This window comes from Pseudobdellovibrionaceae bacterium (genome assembly GCA_019637875.1).
Taxonomy (GTDB): domain Bacteria; phylum Bdellovibrionota; class Bdellovibrionia; order Bdellovibrionales; family Bdellovibrionaceae; genus JAHBUW01.
In genome coordinates this window covers 288,722-304,644 of the sequence record JAHBUW010000003.1, presented here as the reverse complement: position 1 = coordinate 304,644, position 15,923 = coordinate 288,722, and the positions used below count along the sequence as shown (strand labels likewise).

Genomic DNA, 15,923 nt, shown 5'->3' with positions numbered 1-15,923 from the left:
TGCGGACAAAGGTCTAGGGGCTAGACCGCTGTTCGTTAAGAGCCAAAAGTTTGGTTCGCTAAGAACCCATGTCGGGTTCGTCGGAGGAAGAATGAAAGCTGTGGGCACGATCAAAAGCATTCTGAAAGCGAGTCTGATCTTCTCTTGCGCCGCCATGATTATGGGGAACGAGGGCTGCGAGCAGACCGAAGGTCGTTCCCTGCGCCGCCGCGTGAACATGGGCAAAATCGCGGCGCCCACGATCATCCTGCCGAGCGGGCAGGGCAGCTTCGACTTCGAGTACGTTGCCAACGCGCAGATGTACGATGTCCTGCGCAAGTCGCAGAGCTTTTCGACGTCGACCATCGATCCGCTGAAAACCTACAGCCCCGATGGCTTGAGCGATTCGGAAGCCGCGCAATTCAATCAGTGTATCGATCCCGAAGAGACGGAGCTGATCGCCAACGGTCTGGCGTCGAAGTCGATCATCTCGGAGCGCGCGGCGTGCCTGATCGATCTGCCCCAGGGCGTGGTCAGCGGGAACATCCTCGATTTCCGCCTCAAACAAGCGGGGGGCTTGAGCCTGTCGCTGTCGCAGATCGCGTTTTTGCCCGGACTGTCGTTCGATTTCAAATCCTACGAGCTCGCGATGACCTTGAAGGTCATGGACCCGCTCATCACCAACCACAACATCGCGGCGACGAGCCAGCAGTCCTACGGTAACGAGTTCAACGTGGCCGCGCAGCTGAGCTTCTCGGGCTTCTCGTTGGGACCGAAGTACTACTACAACTCACCCCTGCGTCAGGTCGTCGAAGAGGGGATGATCGCCTCTTTGAAAGATCTGAAGCAGCAGTGGGATGCCGCGCACCCTTGGTACGCGATGGTCATGCGCAACTGCGACAAGTCGATCTACATCAACGCGGGCAACGCGACCGACGCGGGTCTGATGGTCGGCGACGTCGTGAAGGTCCATAACGTCAAATACCGTTGGCAAGGGGCTGTCTGTGGCTCGGCGCTGATGGGGTCCACCGTGAACTCCGAGGCCGTCGCCTACGCCAAGATCACCTCGGTCGGCGATACCATGTCGATCGCGACGGTGATCGACAACGACCCTGAAAACTATCCCTACTCACGCGATCAGGTGATCAAGCCCGGAGCCCGGATTTACATGCACAAAGCCTACGAACCGCCCAAGGACAAGACCGGCAAATCCACCACCCAGGCGCGCAATCCCTAAGGCCTTCAAGCCCTTGCCAAAGCCCCCGATAAATGAGAGATCGGGGGCCTATGTTTTCAGGGATCATTGAGTCCACCCGCCGCATCCTGAGCCTCGAGCCGGGCGAACAATCGCTTCGCATCGTGGTCGAGCGTCCACCCGAATTCGACGACATCAAAACCGGAGACTCCATCGCGGTGAACGGCGTCTGCCTGACCGTCGAGACTTTCAATCCCGAGCAGATGACTTTCGCCCTCGGCGCGGAAACGCTGAAGGTCCTCGAGATCAGCCAACCCAAAAAACTCCAGGACAAACCCGTGAACCTCGAGCGCTCGCTGAAGTTCGGCGATCGCATCCACGGTCACCTCGTCAGCGGTCATGTCGACTTCCTGGCGCCGGTGACCTACTCGGCGGCTCAGGGCGATTCGTGGATCCTGCGCGTGAAGGTTCGCGAGAACTACAAACCCGCGATCTGGAAAAAGGGCAGCCTGACGATTCAAGGCGTGTCGCTGACCGTGAACGAGATCACGCCCGCGGGCGAGGTCGAAGTCTGCTTGATCCCCGAAACGATGAAACGCACGAACCTGACCCAATTCAAAACGGGCGAGCTCTTGAATATCGAGATGGACTGGATGGCCAAGGGCCTGATGTCCGCGCTCGAGAGCCGCGAGGAAAACAAATGAGCGTCAAATTCAACACGCCCGAAGAACTGATCGAAGACATTCGCCAAGGTAAGATCGTGATCCTCGTCGACGACGAAGACCGCGAGAACGAGGGCGACCTGATCCTGGCCGCCGACTTCGTGACCACCGAGGCGATCAACTTCATGGCGCGCGAAGCGCGGGGCCTCATCTGCCTGGCGCTCGCGAGTGAGCAGATCGAACGTTTGAAGATCCCCCAGATGGTCAACGAAGAGTTCAACGACTCGCCCAACAAGACGGCCTTCACCGTTTCGATCGAGGCGTCCTTCGGCGTGACGACCGGGATCTCGGCGGCGGACCGCGCGCATACCGTGCGCGTCGCTTCGAACCCGAACGCGAAACCTTCGGATCTGCACATGCCCGGGCACATCTTCCCCATCCGCGCGCAGAAGGGCGGCGTCCTGAAGCGCGCCGGTCACACCGAGGGGTCGGTGGATCTGTCGGTCCTGGCGGGACTCCAGCCGGCGGCGGTCATCTGCGAAGTGATGAACGACGACGGCACCATGGCTCGCGTTCCGGATCTGATGAGCTTCGCGGAAAAACACAAACTGAAAATCGGCACCATCGTCGACCTGATCGAGTTCCGTCTGCGTCGCGAGCTGCTCGTGGAAGAGATCCTGACCACCGAGATCCCCTGGCGCGGTTACCGCGCGCGCGTTTTCAAATCGAAACTCGACGGCTGCGAACACCTCGTTCTGCAAAAAGGCGAGATCGTCCCCAACGAGCCCACGCTCGTGCGCGTGCAGCTCGATTCTTACACGCGGGACCTGATGCAGCTCATCGGTCACGGGGGCACCGCGCTCGAAGCGGGCCTCAACGCCATCGATAAGGAAGGTCGCGGCTGCCTGGTCCTTCTGCGCGGTAAAAACCGCGCCGAGGGTTTGGCCGCCGAGATCCAGACGTGGGTTGGCGAACGTTCGGTTCCCCCCATGGACGAACGCGACTACGGAATCGGCGCGCAGATCTTGCGCGCGATCGGGGCGCACCAGATCCGCCTGCTGACCAACACCGTGGAAAAGCGTGTGGGTCTGAAGGCTTTCGATCTCGAAATCGTCGATACGCTCGCTCTCAATTAAGGAATCACCTCATGGCGAAAAAGAAGAAGGCCGCTCCGAAAAAGAAAAAAGCCCCGCTCATCCGCGTGGGCGTCGTCACCGCGCGCTTCAACACCGAGATCACGGGCAAACTCCGTGACGGCGCCGAGCGCGTGATCGAGACCCGTAATGAGAGACGCCTCGCGGATCCAAAGGCCAGTGGCGCCAACTACGAAATGTGGTCGGTCGACGTTCCCGGCGCCATCGAAATCCCGCTGGCGGTGCAGGCGCTCTTCGACAAGGGCTGCCAGGGCGTGATCGCCCTCGGCTGCGTGATCCGCGGAGAAACACCCCACTTCGAATACGTGAACCAAAGCGTCGAGCGCGCCCTGACCCGGCTCATCCTGGATTTCGGCCGTCCCGTCGGTTTCGGCGTGCTCACGGTCGAGAACTGGGCGCAGGCCGAAGACCGCGTGGGCGGCAAACATGGCCACAAGGGTGAAGAGGCCGCCGAGGCCGTCCTCGAGATGATCGAACTCACCCGCGAGATCGCGAAGGCGAAAAGCCCCGCCGAGGCGGGACGCCGCAAAGAGGCCCAGCTCGTCCCCGGCTCCGCCAAAGCGAAGATCCTCACTCGCGGCGAATAACCATCGGCGTTACGATGATGTCCCGGCGTTGTTGCGTCGGGCCTGCCGGTGCTAATCTACTCACCACATGTCGAAGTTGAACGATCCCGAAATTGAATCGGGTCCCGGGCCCGAGACGGCCGCGAACTGGACCGACGAGATCAGAAAGCGCCGCCGCGAAGTGCTGGTGATTTTCTTTTTGGCCGCGCTGTTTTTCGGGCTGACGTGGTTCGAAATCCGCCTGTTCCAGATCAGCCACCAGTTGCCGTTCGTCCACTCGATCTTTTTCTTCGGCCTGGTCAACTTCAACATCATCCTGCTGCTGCTGCTTCTCTTCCTGATCTTCCGCAACGTCGTGAAGGTCTTCGTCGAGCGGCGAGGGAAGATCTTCGGCTCTTCGCTGAAAGCGAAGCTGATCGCGGCCTTCGTGGCCTTCAGCGTGGTGCCGACGCTCCTGATCTTCGTCACTTCGGTTTATTACATCAACTCGAGCTTCGATAAGTGGTTCTCGGCCAAGATGGGCGGGGTCCTGAAAAGCTCGCTCGAGGTGACGAACGCCTACTACTTCAACGCGAAGAAACGGAATTACCACTTCGCCCACCAGATCGCCGACGACATCAAACGGATGGACCGCGCGGGCATCAAGCGCCGCCTGACGGGACTGCAGAAGCTCTACGCGCTGGACGCGGTCGAGTACTATCCGAACCTCTTCGGTCAGCGCGAGATCGCGATCTCGGACGACGAGACGATCCCGATGATCCCCAAGGCCTCGCTCGAGTTTCTGCAAAAAGGGATCAAGTCGCAGGTCGACGGCAGCACCATCCACCAGTTCGGCGACGGGAACCTCGTGCGGGTCATCGTCCCCGTGGAAGAGGGGCAGAACCGCGGCGCCGTGATCGTCTCGAGCTTCGTGCCGCTCAGCCTGACCTCGAAGATGAACGACATCTCGTCGGCCTACGAAGAGTTCCGCGACGTGAACCCTCTCGAGTACCCGCTGAAGTCGATGTACCTGATCATCCTCTTCTTGATGACCCTCGTGGTCCTGCTGGCGGCGACGTGGTTCGGGTTCCACTTGGCGAAGCAGCTCTCGATCCCCCTCGTGCAGCTGGGGCGCGCGACGAAACGCATCGCGGGCGGGGACTACACCCCCGTCGAGGTGCGCACCGGCTCGGAAGAGATCGCGAGCCTCGTCGAAAGCTTCAACCAGATGACCCAGAACCTTTCGAAGTCCGAGCAAGAGGTCCGCGCGGCCAACCAAAGCCTGCGCACGACGCTGCTGGAGCTCGACGAGCACACCGCCTACATCGAGGTCGTGCTCGGCTCGGTCAGCGCGGGCGTCATCTCGGTGGACAAGACCGGGATCATCACGACCTTCAACAAACGCGCGGGCGAGCTGTTGAAGCTCGAGCCGGCCAAATACATCGGCCGCTCGGTGCGGGAGCTCCTGACGCTCGAGTATTTCCGACTGTTCGCGGATCTGCTGAAGACCATGCAGGAGCACCGGACTGAAACCATCCAGAAGGAGCTTTCGGTCAACGTGAACGGCGAAAGCATCCCGCTTCTGATGACCCTGTCGATTTTGAAAAGCGACAACGACGACGAGATCGGGAAGGTCCTCGTCTTCGACGATATGTCGCCGATCCAAAGCGCGCAGCGCGCGGCCGCGTGGTCCGAGGTCGCGAAACGTATCGCGCACGAGATCAAGAACCCGCTCACGCCGATCAAACTTTCCGCCGAACGTCTGCAACGCAAATTCGGCGAGCAGATCACGGACCCCGCGTTCAAAGAGTGCACGACGATGATCGTGCGCCAAACCGATGATCTGAAAAATCTGGTGAACGAGTTCACCCAGTTCGCGCGCCTGCCGCAGGCGCGGCCCGTGCCGGTGAACCTGAATCAGCTCATCGAAGAGACCCTCCCGCTTTTCACCAGCGCCCACGCGGGCGTGACGTTCGAGTTCGACCGCGAGCCCGAGCTGCCCGTTTTCCGTCTGGATCCGGACCAGATCCGGCGCGTGCTCGTGAACCTCATCGACAACGCGGTGGCGGCCGTCAGTTCAGAGCCCGTGAAGAAAATCCGCATCGAGACCAAGTTCGATCCCGAACTCCGCATCCTAAGACTCACCGTGGCGGACACGGGGTGTGGGATTCCTGCACCACAGCGCTCCCGGATGTTTGAACCCTATTTCAGCACGAAAGAGGGCGGGACGGGCTTGGGGCTCCCCATCGTGAAACGTATTGTCGAGGACCATAGCGGTTTTATCCGCGCGCTGGCGAATGAGCCCAAGGGCACCCGCATGATCATCGAGCTCCCGGTCCCGCAAACCGAAGCCTGGAAGGTCGGTGGCAAGGGCGTCTGAAGGCCAGGGCCTTCGTTGCTCGTCGTCGACGTACCGCGGGGGGTACGCCTCCTCCTCGCGCCTCGTCCCTGACCTTTAGACGCCCTTGCCGCAACTGATGGACTTTCCGGGCGAATTTCGCCAGAATCCTCCCCTATGACAGAACCGAAAAACACCCGCATTTTGATCGTCGACGACGAAAGTCCCATCCGTGAGGTTTTGGCCGCCACGCTGAAGGATGAAGGCTACCAAGTGGTCACCGCCCACGACGGCGAAAGCGGTCTGCGCGCCATGCGCGATCATCGTCCGGATCTGGTGTTCCTGGACATCTGGATGCCCGGAAGCCTCGACGGTTTGGAAGTTTTGAAAATCGCGCGCGAGCAGTTTCCGAACCTCGATTTCGTCATGATCTCGGGCCACGGGACCATCGAGACCGCGGTGCGCGCGACGAAACTCGGCGCCTGGGACTTCATCGAGAAGCCCCTCTCCATGGACAAGATCCTGATCATCATCTCGAACCTCGTCCAATACCAAAGCGAGAAAGCCGAGAAAGAAGCGCTCCTCACGAAACTCCGTCGCAACATCGCCATCATCGGCGAGTCGCCCTCCATGGTGACGCTGAAGCAGATGATCGCGCGCGTGGCGCCCACCCAAAGCTGGGTGCTGCTCTTCGGGGAAAACGGCTCGGGCAAAGAGCTCATCGCGCAGAACATCCACTACCTGAGTCCGCGCGCTTCGCGTCCCTTCGTCGAAGTCATCTGCTCGAACCTGGCGGAAGACCTGGTCGAAGCCGAGCTGTTCGGTTTTGAAAAGGGCGCCTTCGCCGGCGCCGAGAAAACGCAAAAAGGCAAATTCGAGATGGCGCAAGGGGGAACGCTCTTCCTGGACGACGTTTCGGATCTGACGCCCAAGGCGCAAGAGCGTCTTTTGCGCGTTCTGCAGGAACGTAAGTTCCAGCGTCTGGGTGGCGGCGAGTTCATCAACGTCGACGTCCGCGTGATCGCGGCGACCGAAAAAGACCTCGAGGTCGAAGTGCAGGCCGGACGTTTCCGCGAGGATCTGTACCACCGCCTGAACGTCGTCGCGCTGAAGGTTCCGGGCCTGGCCGATCACCCCGAGGACATCGCGGCGCTCTCGAAACATTTCTCGGACCAGGTGGCGAAGACCGGCGGTTTCAATCACAAGCAGTTCTCGCCCCAGGCGATCGAAGAGATGGGCAAGTACCCTTGGCCGGGTAACGTGCGCGAACTGAAAAACTTCATCGAGCGCGTCTACATCCTGACGCCCGGCGATTTCATCGACGTGCACGATCTGCGTTTCGCCGGTCTGAATGTCGGCGGCGATCTGCAGATCGGCGATCAGCTGAACTTCCGCGACGCCCGCGCCCAATTCGAGAAAGAATACCTCGTCCGCAAGATCAACGAGAACAACGGCAACATCTCGCGCACCGCCGAGACGATCGGCCTGGAGCGTTCGTACTTGCATCGTAAAATCAAAGCTTACGGCATCGACGTCCACAAAGACGACGAAGCCTTCGAAACCGCACCCAAGCAGTAGGACCGCACCATGAGATGGAACCAAGCCCACATTTACACCCTTAAAGAAGCTCCGGCGGACGCCGAAATTCCCAGCCACCAGCTGATGGTGCGCGGAGGCTTGATCAAAAAGCTCGGTCCCGGTCTTTACACCTACGGAAACCTCGGACTGCGGGCGATCCGCAAGTTCGAGAACATCATCCGCGAAGAGCTCAACAAACGCGGCGCCACCGAGATCCTGATGCCCATGGTGCATCCCCAGGCCCTTTGGGAAGAGACCGGTCGCTGGTCCGAGATGGGCGACGGTCTGCTGAAGTTCAAGAACCGCAATCAGCACGGTTTCTGTCTCGCGGCGACGCATGAAGAGGCCGTGACCGATTACGTCCGTCACGACATCAAGTCCTACCGTGACCTGCCCCGGAACATCTACCAGGTGCAGACCAAGTACCGCGACGAGATCCGTCCGCGCTTCGGCCTGATGCGCGGTCGTGAGTTCATCATGAAGGACGCCTACACCTTCGATCCCGATCAGGCGGGCGCGCTGAAAGCCTACGACATGATGTACGGCGCGTACCAGGCGATCTTCGACCGTCTGGGGCTCGATTACCGGATCGTCCAAGCGGATGCCGGGAACATCGGCGGCTCGCAGACCCACGAATTCCAGCTGCTCGCCGAAGCGGGCGAGGATGCGCTCCTGGTTTCGGATTCCAGCGACTTTGCGGCGAACATCGAGGTCTGCCCGGCCATCGATGCCGAACCGCATGTCTCGAGCGCCGCGGAAGCACCGCTCGAGAAGTTCGCGACCCCGAATCAGAAAACCATCGCGGAACTTTCGAAGTTCACCGGCGTCGCGGAGCGCGACCTCGTGAAGATCCTGTTCGTCTCGATGAACGAAGGTCTCGATCCGCGCGACAAGGCGCTGAAGCCCGTCGCCGTGCTTTTGCGCGGGTCCGATGAGCTGAACCCCATCAAACTCAAAAACGTCCTGAAGATGACGAACCCCCCGCGCATGCTGACCGACGACGAGGTCCGCGAAGCCAGCGGCGCCTTGCCCGGAAGCTGCGGTCCCGTGGGGCTGAAGATTCCCGTCTATATGGACAACGGCGTGGCGGGACTCAAAAACATCATCGTCGGCGCGAATGAAGACGGCTTCCACCTGAAGAACGTCAACATCGGCCGCGACTTCAAGCCCACCGCTCAGGTCGACGTGCGTATGGCGCGCGCCGGGGACCGCGATCCCAAAGGCCAAGGCCTGCTGCGCGCATACCGCGGGATCGAAGTGGGGCACGTTTTTTATCTCGGGACGAAGTATTCGCTGAAGATGAACGCGTCCTATCTGGACAAAGATGGCAAGGCGCAGCCCCTCGAAATGGGTTGCTACGGCATCGGCGTGACCCGCACGGTGCAAGCCGCCATCGAGCAAAGTCACGACAAGGACGGCATCATTTGGCCCGTGTCGATTGCGCCGTTCGCGGTGCATATCTGCTCGCTGGATCCGGCCGACCCGAAAATCGCGGGCGCGGTCACCGAGGTCGAGAAGCAGCTTGAAGGTCAGGGCATCGACGTTCTGGTCGACGATCGCGAAGAGCGTCCGGGCGTGAAGTTCAAAGACGCGGATCTGCTCGGGATGCCCGTGCGGATCGTCGTCGGCAAAAAAGGTCTGGATAACAACGAGATCGAGATCGTGAACCGCAAAACCAAAGCGGTCGTCAAAGTGGCGCCCGCGCAGGTCGCGGACACCGTGAAGCAGATCCTCGAAGGCCTTCAGCCCAAGAAGTAACGGGAACTCCCGCGAGCGTTACTGGCGCGCGCGGGGGACTTCGATTTTCAGGATCCGGCGGCTGTTCGCCATCGTGATCTTGGCGCCCGCGGGGAGCGACAGGACTTCCGCGGGATTTTCGGGCGGGCGGAAGTCGAACGGCTCGGCCGTCGTCACACTTTTCACCATCTCAAACAAACTCAGTTCGATGGCGTTCACCTTGACCGCCAGGCCCGCGATTTTGATCTCGACGGGTTCGCTCAGCAGCACCGACGACAAATAGGGCGGCGACTCTTTATCCATGGTGTTCACGGCGTAGATCACGCCCGAGTTCTTCGCCAAACGGTAGCCCAGACGGGGCACGACATAGTCCTGCGCCAGGACGCCCTTTTCCAGGCGGCCTTGGACGTCGAGGGTGATCGAAGCGTTCATCGCTCCACCGTGCACCAGGATCTCTTCGCCCGAGGGCAAAACGGATTTCAAAATCGCGCCGGGTTTCAAGGTAAAGAACGCCGGCTGCGCGCGGTTATGGAACGACACTTCCGACGAGGGGTTCAGCTCCAGCTCTTGGCCGCGGTAGTGGATCCGGCCGGTGTTGATCTTCGCCGCGTAGGCCAAGTCGCCTTCGGCCGTCATGTCGATGGACGATCCGTTCGCGATTTCGAGATCGGCGATTTCGCTGGAAACTTGCGCGTGACCGAAAACGTCGCAACCCAGGCGGTAAGCGCCATTGGGGTGGAACTGCACGATCCGCATCGCGGGAGTCATGCCGTTCACCACGGGACGCTCCGAGCAGTTCAGGCTGACGGCACGGCCCTGGATCTCCAGGCTGACGGGGGCCTTGTTGCTTGAACCTTGCGCCATCCAGATATTGCCGTTGTCGTGCAACAGGACGCGGCCTTTGAGTTCGATCTTCAGTCCATTTCCGAATTCGAAAACGCGGGACTCTTTCAGATGAACCGCGTGGGCGGTCATGCCGGTCGGCGCGGGACGGTAGGACTCGACGGTGACCTCGACCGATTGACCGTGGACGGTCATGGGGTCAGCGGACGCGGCGATCGAGGACAGAACAAGAAGACCCAGAAGCGAGAGATGTTTCGACATAGACGCGCGTTTTACCACCGACGGGTCGACCCCGCGCCAAACTTTGCGACAACCCAAAAAAAATTCAAGTCCCCAGGGCGCGAGACCGTATTCCTTGGCCCTCGCCGGTGGCCGGAGTTTTGCTGTCCGGTAGGGGTTCACGATCTTAACCAAATCTCGGGGGGTTCCATTTGAAAAGCGCCTTCTTGTTCCTGCTGGCCTCGGTGTGCGTTTCGCAAGCTCAGGCCTCGAGCGCCGCCTGGCGTGGGGTGGACTGGACAATCAAGCCGCGGCCCGAGCTGCGTTCCGATGAAGTCTGTCATCCGCTCGAGCAGGTCGCCATCCTTTCGACCGCGGCCATCGGCACCGCTTACGGCGCGTTCAGTACGCTCCCCGAGGACGTGACCAACTGGCCGAAGAAGCTGAAGGATTCCTCTCTTTGGGAAAACTACCGCCGCCACACCAAACAGCTCGTCATGGACGGGGATCACTGGGCGGTGAACTACATCGGTCACCCTTACAGCGGCATGGCTTACTACAATATGTCGCGCACCTGCGGCCGCTCGCCGCTTCAGTCCTTCATGTTTTCGGTCGCGATGTCGACCTTCTGGTGGGAGTACGGCATCGAGGCCTTCTTCGAGAAACCCTCGTTGCAGGATCTTTTCAGCACGCCGATCATCGGCAGCCTGATGGGCGAGGCCGCCTACCAGGCGATTCTCGCCATCGAGGCGAACGACGATCGTATCTTCGGCTCCAAACGTTTGGGCCGGTCCACTAAGGTCTTCTTGGATCCCTTCACCTCGCTGTTGCGCGCGATCAAAGCGTCGGGAGTCACCTTGAGCGTGTCCCCGATCGTGCAACGGAACGCGCAGGGCGAGTACGGCTACGGCGCGGGACTGCGGGCGATCTGGCGCTGGCAAAACGGGCCGAAATACCTGACGGATCGCTGCGATTTGAACGAGGCGGCCGAGCGCGGGCAACGGGATCTGCCGCGAACTGCGGGTGAGGCCGACGGGGAATACCAGCGTCTGTTCGCGCGCGGAAAATTCTGCGCGGCCGCGCAGTTCGCGGCCCGCATCGAGCTGGAGAAGCCTGAATGGATCGGCCGCCTGGGCGCGCGCCGGAAGGTGCTGCAAGCGCTCGAGGCGGGGCACTACCTGGTGGATCAATTCGTCGAGATCGAGCGCCAGCGCGCGTATATCGGTAACAATGAAACCGAGGTCACCCGCGCGCTCGTCGGCCTGACCCGCAGCTACGTTCACCACCTGCCGACCCGGGACTGCACCGAGCCGCACGGGGTGCTGGTGCAGGCGAACGGGCGGACCTTGGGCTTCCGCCAAGAGGCCGCGATGATCGCGATGCTGGCGGCGGCCCGCCTTCCGGACTCCTCCGTTCTCGATCGTGAGCTGTACATGGTGCAGCGAAGCCTGGGCCACTGCCCCCGGGGCGCGTTGAGCGCTCACTGATCGCTCATTGATAGTTGGCCGGGCGCGCGCTAAAGATAGGGTCCTACCTTCGGAGGTCCACGTGCCCGATCCCCAGCTGAACTCTCCTTTGATGGTCGCCCTCGATGTCGATAGCGACGTCGAGGCCGAGCGCCTAGCCGATGCCCTTCAGGGCGTGGCGGGCTGCCTGAAGCTCGGGCCGCGTTTGATCCATCGTTACGGCGAGGGCTTCGTGCGCCGGATGGCCGCGAAGGCCCCGGTCTTCGTCGACTGCAAGTTCTTCGACATCCCTTCGACCATGGAAGCCGCGATCCGCGCGAGCTTCGCCGCGGGCGCGACTTTCGCGACGATCCACGCCATGGCGGGGGCGACCGCGCTGAAGCGACTGGCCGAAGTCGAAGCCGAGCTGAACCGCGAGCGGCCCTTCAAGATTCTGGCGGTCACGATTCTGACCAGCTGGTCGGAAAAGGACTTCAGCGAGATCTACCGCAAAGCCCCGATCCTCGATCAAGTGACCCAGCTCGCGAAGGAAGTGAAGCGGGCGGGCCTCAGCGGCTTGGTGTGTTCGCCCCTTGAGTTGTCGGCGCTCCAAGGTCAGGGACTTTACCTGGTCACGCCGGGCGTGCGTCTGCCGGAAGAAGCCGCCGACGATCAGACCCGGATCATGTCACCGGAAGACGTGCTGAAGTCCGGCGCGTCCGCGTTCGTCGTCGGGCGCCCCATCGTGAAGGCGGCGGACCCGCGCGCGGCCGCGCTGAAGTACGCGGCGAATCGCGCATGAGACAAGGTCGTCTGGGCGCGAAGGACTTCCGCACCTTGGGGCTTTCCGCGCTGGGCGGGGCGCTCGAGTTTTTCGATTTCGTGATCTTCGTTTTTTTCACCAAGACGCTCAGTCACCTCTTCTTTCCCGAGGGTATGGCCGACTGGCTCGCGCAGCTGCAGGTCTACGGGATCTTCGCCGCGGGTTATCTCGCGCGTCCTCTGGGCGGCGTGATCATGGCGCACTTCGGAGACAAGGATGGACGCAAAAAGATGTTCGCGTTCAGCGTCTTTCTGATGGCGCTCCCGACGCTCTTGATGGGGCTTTTGCCGACCTACGCGCAGATCGGCGCGCTCGCACCGGTGCTGCTGCTCACCCTGCGCATCGTGCAGGGGATCGCCATCGGGGGCGAGGTTCCCGCCGCGTGGGTCTTCGTGGCCGAGCACGTGCCGCGCGGTCGCGTGGGGATCGCGTGCGCGAGTCTGACCTCGGGGCTGACCGCCGGGATCTTGATGGGTTCGCTCCTGGCCACGGCTCTGCACACCCGCATGGCGCCCGAGGATCTGCTCAGCTACGGTTGGCGGATTCCGTTCCTCCTCGGGGGCGTCTTCGGCTTTCTGGCGGTGTGGCTGCGCAAATGGCTCAGCGAAACGCCGGTCTTCGAGGCGCTCCGTGCCGAGAAGGCCGTTCATCAAGGTGTGCCCTTGAAGGAAGTCTTCGCGAAGCACCGCGGGTCGGTCGTGTTGTCGATGCTCGTGACGTGGCTGCTGACGGCGGGGATTTTGGTGATCATCCTGATGACCCCCACGCTCGTGCAGGGCGGCTTCGGCATTGCGGCCGAGCGCGCGTTCCAGGCGAACGCGCTGGCGAGTCTGTTTCTGTGCTTCGGCTGCTTGGCCGGCGGCGCGCTCGTCGACGCCTGGGGCGCGGCGCGGGCGCTTGCGGTCGGGGCCGGCGCGCTGCTGATCACGAGCCTGGCGCTGTACGCCGATCTGGCGGCGGGGGCGACGAACTTCATGGCGCTTTCGTGCGTGGCCGGCTTTTGCGTCGGCGTCGCGGGCGTCGTGCCCTCGGTGATGATCGCGGCATTCCCGCCGCGGGTCCGCTTCTCCGGTTTGAGTTTCAGCTACAACGTGTCCTACGCGATCTTCGGCGCCTTGACGCCGCCGCTGATCAGCTACGCGGCTTCGCACGTGGGGCCGATGGCGCCCGCGTACTACGTGGCGGTGGCGTCGGTGGTGGGCTTGTCGATCGGGCTTTATCTGCGGACACCCGTAGCGCGCGCGAAGTTCGCCAAATTCTAATCGTGGGACTCCACGGGCGGGAACTGCACGCAGACGTCCGCGCCGTCGGGACGGTTGTGGATTTTGAGTTTCCAGCCGTACTGGTGACAGATCGAGTTCACCCACGCGAGCCCCAAGCCGTGGCCTTCGTGCGGGTTGTTGCCGCGATTGAACGGCTCGCCCAGACGATTCAACACCTCGGTCGGAATCCCGGGGCCTTGATCGGCGATCAGGAAGTGATTTTTGTCTCCGCTGACGTGAATCGCCGTTCCCGGCGTCGAGTAGCGAGAGGCGTTCCGCAAAAGATTCGCGAAGAGCTGCTCGAGGTGCTGCGGGTCCGCGGCGATCTCGATCTCTTCGGGAATGTCGACCTGAATGGAGGACGTGCCGATCTCGGACAGCCGCGTGGCCACTGACTTCGCGACCTTCGCGAGAGGGTTGATGTACAAGGTCGCCTTTTGCGGCGAGTTCTCGAGCTCGGCCCAGTTCAAGAACGAGTTCACGATGCCCGAGATGCGACCGGCCTCTTCTTGAACGGCGCGGACGTCGGCTTTCTTCGCGAGTTTTTCGGCTTCAAAACCTAGGATCGCGAGCGGCGTCTTCAGCTCGTGGGCCATCTGGTACGCCCACAAACGCGAGAACTGATAGTTCTTGTTCAGCTGACGGATCAAGGCGTTCAGCGCCGCGAGCATGCGCTCGAATTCATCGAAGGAGTCCGTGCGCGGGGCCGCCGCGACCGAGTCGGGAAGCGCCGGGAGCGGAAATTTCCGCTGCTGGGTGATGCCCGTCAAAAACTCTTCCAAACGCGAGACGGGACGCAAAAGAAACGAACTCGAAAACCAAGTCGCCGCCAGTCCCATGACCAGGATGACCGTGAAAAAGACGAGCGAGGACCATGACCAGTAGCTTGGCGAGGCGAGCTCCTCGTCCATCACCAAGCCCACCTGCAGCGAGCGGTTCGGGATGCGCGGCAGTTTCAAGTTCAACGCGCGGATGTATTTGCCGTTCGTGCGGATCGTGACCCAGGTTTGCGAATTCGGCACACGCGCGATGGACAGCACGTTCGCGGTGTTCGAGGAAAAAACGGTTTCGCCTTTCGCGTCGCGGATGATGAAGAACTTCCCGATGCGGCTGTCGCCCAGCTCTTCCGAGATGATGGCTTCGGCCTCTTTGAAGTCGACGCGTTTTTCCGCGAGCTCGGAATCGAGGAGTGAGGCCGCCGTTTCGCGCACCTGCTGGTCGATCAGCGCCAAACGTTCGCGTTGCAGGAATTTCGAGTGCAGCACCAAAGACGCCGTCGTCACCAAACTCAAGACCAGCAGGATGGTGAGGAAAAGCCTATTCCTGAATCCAATAGCCCGCATTGCGCATATTCTTGATTTTAGCCTGGGCTCCCAGGGCTTCGAGTTTACGTCGGACGTTCGCGACCGTCGCTTCCACCACATTGGTGTCGAGATGAACGCTCGAGCCCCAAATGTAGTCGAGCAGTTCGTCGCGGCTCCAGACGCGGCCCGGCTCTTTGCAAAGGATCCGCAGAAGCAAAAACTCTTTCGCGGGTAAGTTTTCGGTACGACCAAGGACCGTCAACGACCGCTGGACGGTATCGACCACCAGGTCGCCCACGCGCAAAAACGGATTCGGGGCTTGCGCGCGTCGCCGCGACAAAACGTTCAGGCGCGCGATCAGTTCTTGGGTCGAGAAAGGTTTGCCGAGGTAGTCGTCGGCCCCCAGATTCAGAACGTCGCTGCGCTCTTGCGGCGTGGAGATCGCCGACAGCACAAGCACCGGCGCGTCCGGCCACTTCGCCCGCAAACGGGGGAGGTCTTGCTTGGTATCTTTCTGACCGATCAGGCGATCCAGAATCACCAGATCGTAACGCGCGTTCGCGTCAATTTGCGCTTGCAGCGAGTTCATGTCGGCGACATGCTCAACCATCAGCGCCTGCTCACGCAGATTGCGCACCAAGTGTTCCGCGAGTTTGAGATCGTCTTCGATCAAAAGAACTTTCATCGGTTTCAGAACATAACCTGCGTTGACTCGAACACCGACCCCTTTATGCAGGCGGTCATTCCGAAATCAAAAATTTTTGATCCAGAACCCATTTATTCAAGATGGGCCCCACCTATGCTGAACTAGAACCCTCACGGGTGACATGGAGGTCGTC

The 15,923-nt window shown here is 61.3% G+C and carries 13 protein-coding genes; 10 read left to right on the top strand and 3 right to left on the bottom strand.

Going from position 1 to position 15,923, the window contains the following annotated elements; all coding sequences use genetic code 11:
* Window positions 1-91 precede the first annotated feature (91 nt).
* The 7 genes from KF767_06240 to KF767_06210 all read left to right on the top strand — a co-directional run bounded on the left by KF767_06240 (window position 92) and on the right by KF767_06210 (window position 9,209).
* Entirely contained in the window at window positions 92-1,216 is a 1,125-nt protein-coding gene (locus KF767_06240) for a hypothetical protein (GenBank protein MBX3017465.1), read from the top strand.
* Between the two features lie 50 nt (window positions 1,217-1,266).
* Window positions 1,267-1,878 (top strand): riboflavin synthase, encoded by a 612-nt coding sequence (locus KF767_06235; protein MBX3017464.1) that lies wholly within the window; start codon window positions 1,267-1,269, stop codon window positions 1,876-1,878.
* Entirely contained in the window at window positions 1,875-2,972 is a 1,098-nt protein-coding gene (gene ribB, locus KF767_06230) for a 3,4-dihydroxy-2-butanone-4-phosphate synthase (protein MBX3017463.1), read from the top strand. The genes KF767_06235 and ribB overlap by 4 nt, the downstream gene beginning before the upstream one ends.
* 11 nt (window positions 2,973-2,983) lie before the next feature.
* Window positions 2,984-3,577 (top strand): 6,7-dimethyl-8-ribityllumazine synthase, encoded by a 594-nt coding sequence (gene ribH / locus KF767_06225; protein MBX3017462.1) that lies wholly within the window; start codon window positions 2,984-2,986, stop codon window positions 3,575-3,577.
* A gap of 67 nt (window positions 3,578-3,644) precedes the next feature.
* Window positions 3,645-5,915, top strand: coding sequence for a PAS domain-containing protein (locus KF767_06220; protein ID MBX3017461.1), 2,271 nt, complete (start codon window positions 3,645-3,647; stop codon window positions 5,913-5,915).
* Window positions 5,916-6,050: 135 nt separating this feature from the next.
* Window positions 6,051-7,451, top strand: coding sequence for a sigma-54-dependent Fis family transcriptional regulator (locus KF767_06215; GenBank protein MBX3017460.1), 1,401 nt, complete (start codon window positions 6,051-6,053; stop codon window positions 7,449-7,451).
* Window positions 7,452-7,460: 9 nt separating this feature from the next.
* Window positions 7,461-9,209 carry a proline--tRNA ligase gene (locus KF767_06210; GenBank protein ID MBX3017459.1) on the top strand — a complete coding sequence of 583 codons (1,749 nt, stop codon included), beginning with the start codon at window positions 7,461-7,463 and terminating at the stop codon, window positions 9,207-9,209.
* A gap of 18 nt (window positions 9,210-9,227) precedes the next feature.
* On the opposite strand, the gene KF767_06205 is transcribed toward KF767_06210, so the two are convergent.
* Window positions 9,228-10,292, bottom strand: coding sequence for a hypothetical protein (locus tag KF767_06205; protein ID MBX3017458.1), 1,065 nt, complete (start codon window positions 10,290-10,292; stop codon window positions 9,228-9,230).
* 170 nt (window positions 10,293-10,462) lie between these two features.
* On the opposite strand from KF767_06205, the gene KF767_06200 reads away from it, so the two are divergent.
* From KF767_06200 to KF767_06190, 3 genes are all read left to right on the top strand, one after another.
* Window positions 10,463-11,737: a DUF3943 domain-containing protein gene (locus tag KF767_06200; protein MBX3017457.1), complete on the top strand. Its 1,275-nt coding sequence runs from the start codon at window positions 10,463-10,465 to the stop codon at window positions 11,735-11,737.
* A gap of 91 nt (window positions 11,738-11,828) precedes the next feature.
* Complete coding sequence (gene pyrF / locus KF767_06195; GenBank protein ID MBX3017456.1) at window positions 11,829-12,497, top strand: orotidine-5'-phosphate decarboxylase; 669 nt, start codon at window positions 11,829-11,831, stop codon at window positions 12,495-12,497.
* Window positions 12,494-13,780 (top strand): MFS transporter, encoded by a 1,287-nt coding sequence (locus KF767_06190; GenBank protein ID MBX3017455.1) that lies wholly within the window; start codon window positions 12,494-12,496, stop codon window positions 13,778-13,780. The genes pyrF and KF767_06190 overlap by 4 nt, the downstream gene beginning before the upstream one ends.
* Here KF767_06190 and KF767_06185 read toward each other — a convergent pair.
* Complete coding sequence (locus tag KF767_06185) at window positions 13,777-15,123, bottom strand: HAMP domain-containing histidine kinase (GenBank protein ID MBX3017454.1); 1,347 nt, start codon at window positions 15,121-15,123, stop codon at window positions 13,777-13,779. The genes KF767_06190 and KF767_06185 overlap by 4 nt on opposite strands.
* A complete protein-coding gene (locus KF767_06180) occupies window positions 15,098-15,769 on the bottom strand; it encodes a response regulator transcription factor (protein MBX3017453.1) in 672 nt (223 codons plus the stop codon). Before KF767_06180 ends, KF767_06185 begins: the two co-directional genes overlap by 26 nt.
* Window positions 15,770-15,923 lie beyond the last annotated feature (154 nt).

Excerpts from the sequence above, each read along its gene's own strand:
- KF767_06205 (MBX3017458.1), bottom strand. The coding sequence starts at position 10,292 with ATGTCGAAACATCTCTCGCTTCTGGGTCTTCTTGTTCTGTCCTCGATC.
- ribB (MBX3017463.1), top strand. The coding sequence starts at position 1,875 with ATGAGCGTCAAATTCAACACGCCCGAAGAACTGATCGAAGACATTCGC.
- KF767_06185 (MBX3017454.1), bottom strand. The coding sequence starts at position 15,123 with ATGCGGGCTATTGGATTCAGGAATAGGCTTTTCCTCACCATCCTGCTG.
- KF767_06180 (MBX3017453.1), bottom strand. The coding sequence starts at position 15,769 with ATGAAAGTTCTTTTGATCGAAGACGATCTCAAACTCGCGGAACACTTG.
- KF767_06235 (MBX3017464.1), top strand. The coding sequence starts at position 1,267 with ATGTTTTCAGGGATCATTGAGTCCACCCGCCGCATCCTGAGCCTCGAG.
- KF767_06215 (MBX3017460.1), top strand. The coding sequence starts at position 6,051 with ATGACAGAACCGAAAAACACCCGCATTTTGATCGTCGACGACGAAAGT.
- pyrF (MBX3017456.1), top strand. The coding sequence starts at position 11,829 with ATGGTCGCCCTCGATGTCGATAGCGACGTCGAGGCCGAGCGCCTAGCC.
- KF767_06190 (MBX3017455.1), top strand. The coding sequence starts at position 12,494 with ATGAGACAAGGTCGTCTGGGCGCGAAGGACTTCCGCACCTTGGGGCTT.
- KF767_06240 (MBX3017465.1), top strand. The coding sequence starts at position 92 with ATGAAAGCTGTGGGCACGATCAAAAGCATTCTGAAAGCGAGTCTGATC.
- ribH (MBX3017462.1), top strand. The coding sequence starts at position 2,984 with ATGGCGAAAAAGAAGAAGGCCGCTCCGAAAAAGAAAAAAGCCCCGCTC.
- KF767_06220 (MBX3017461.1), top strand. The coding sequence starts at position 3,645 with ATGTCGAAGTTGAACGATCCCGAAATTGAATCGGGTCCCGGGCCCGAG.
- KF767_06210 (MBX3017459.1), top strand. The coding sequence starts at position 7,461 with ATGAGATGGAACCAAGCCCACATTTACACCCTTAAAGAAGCTCCGGCG.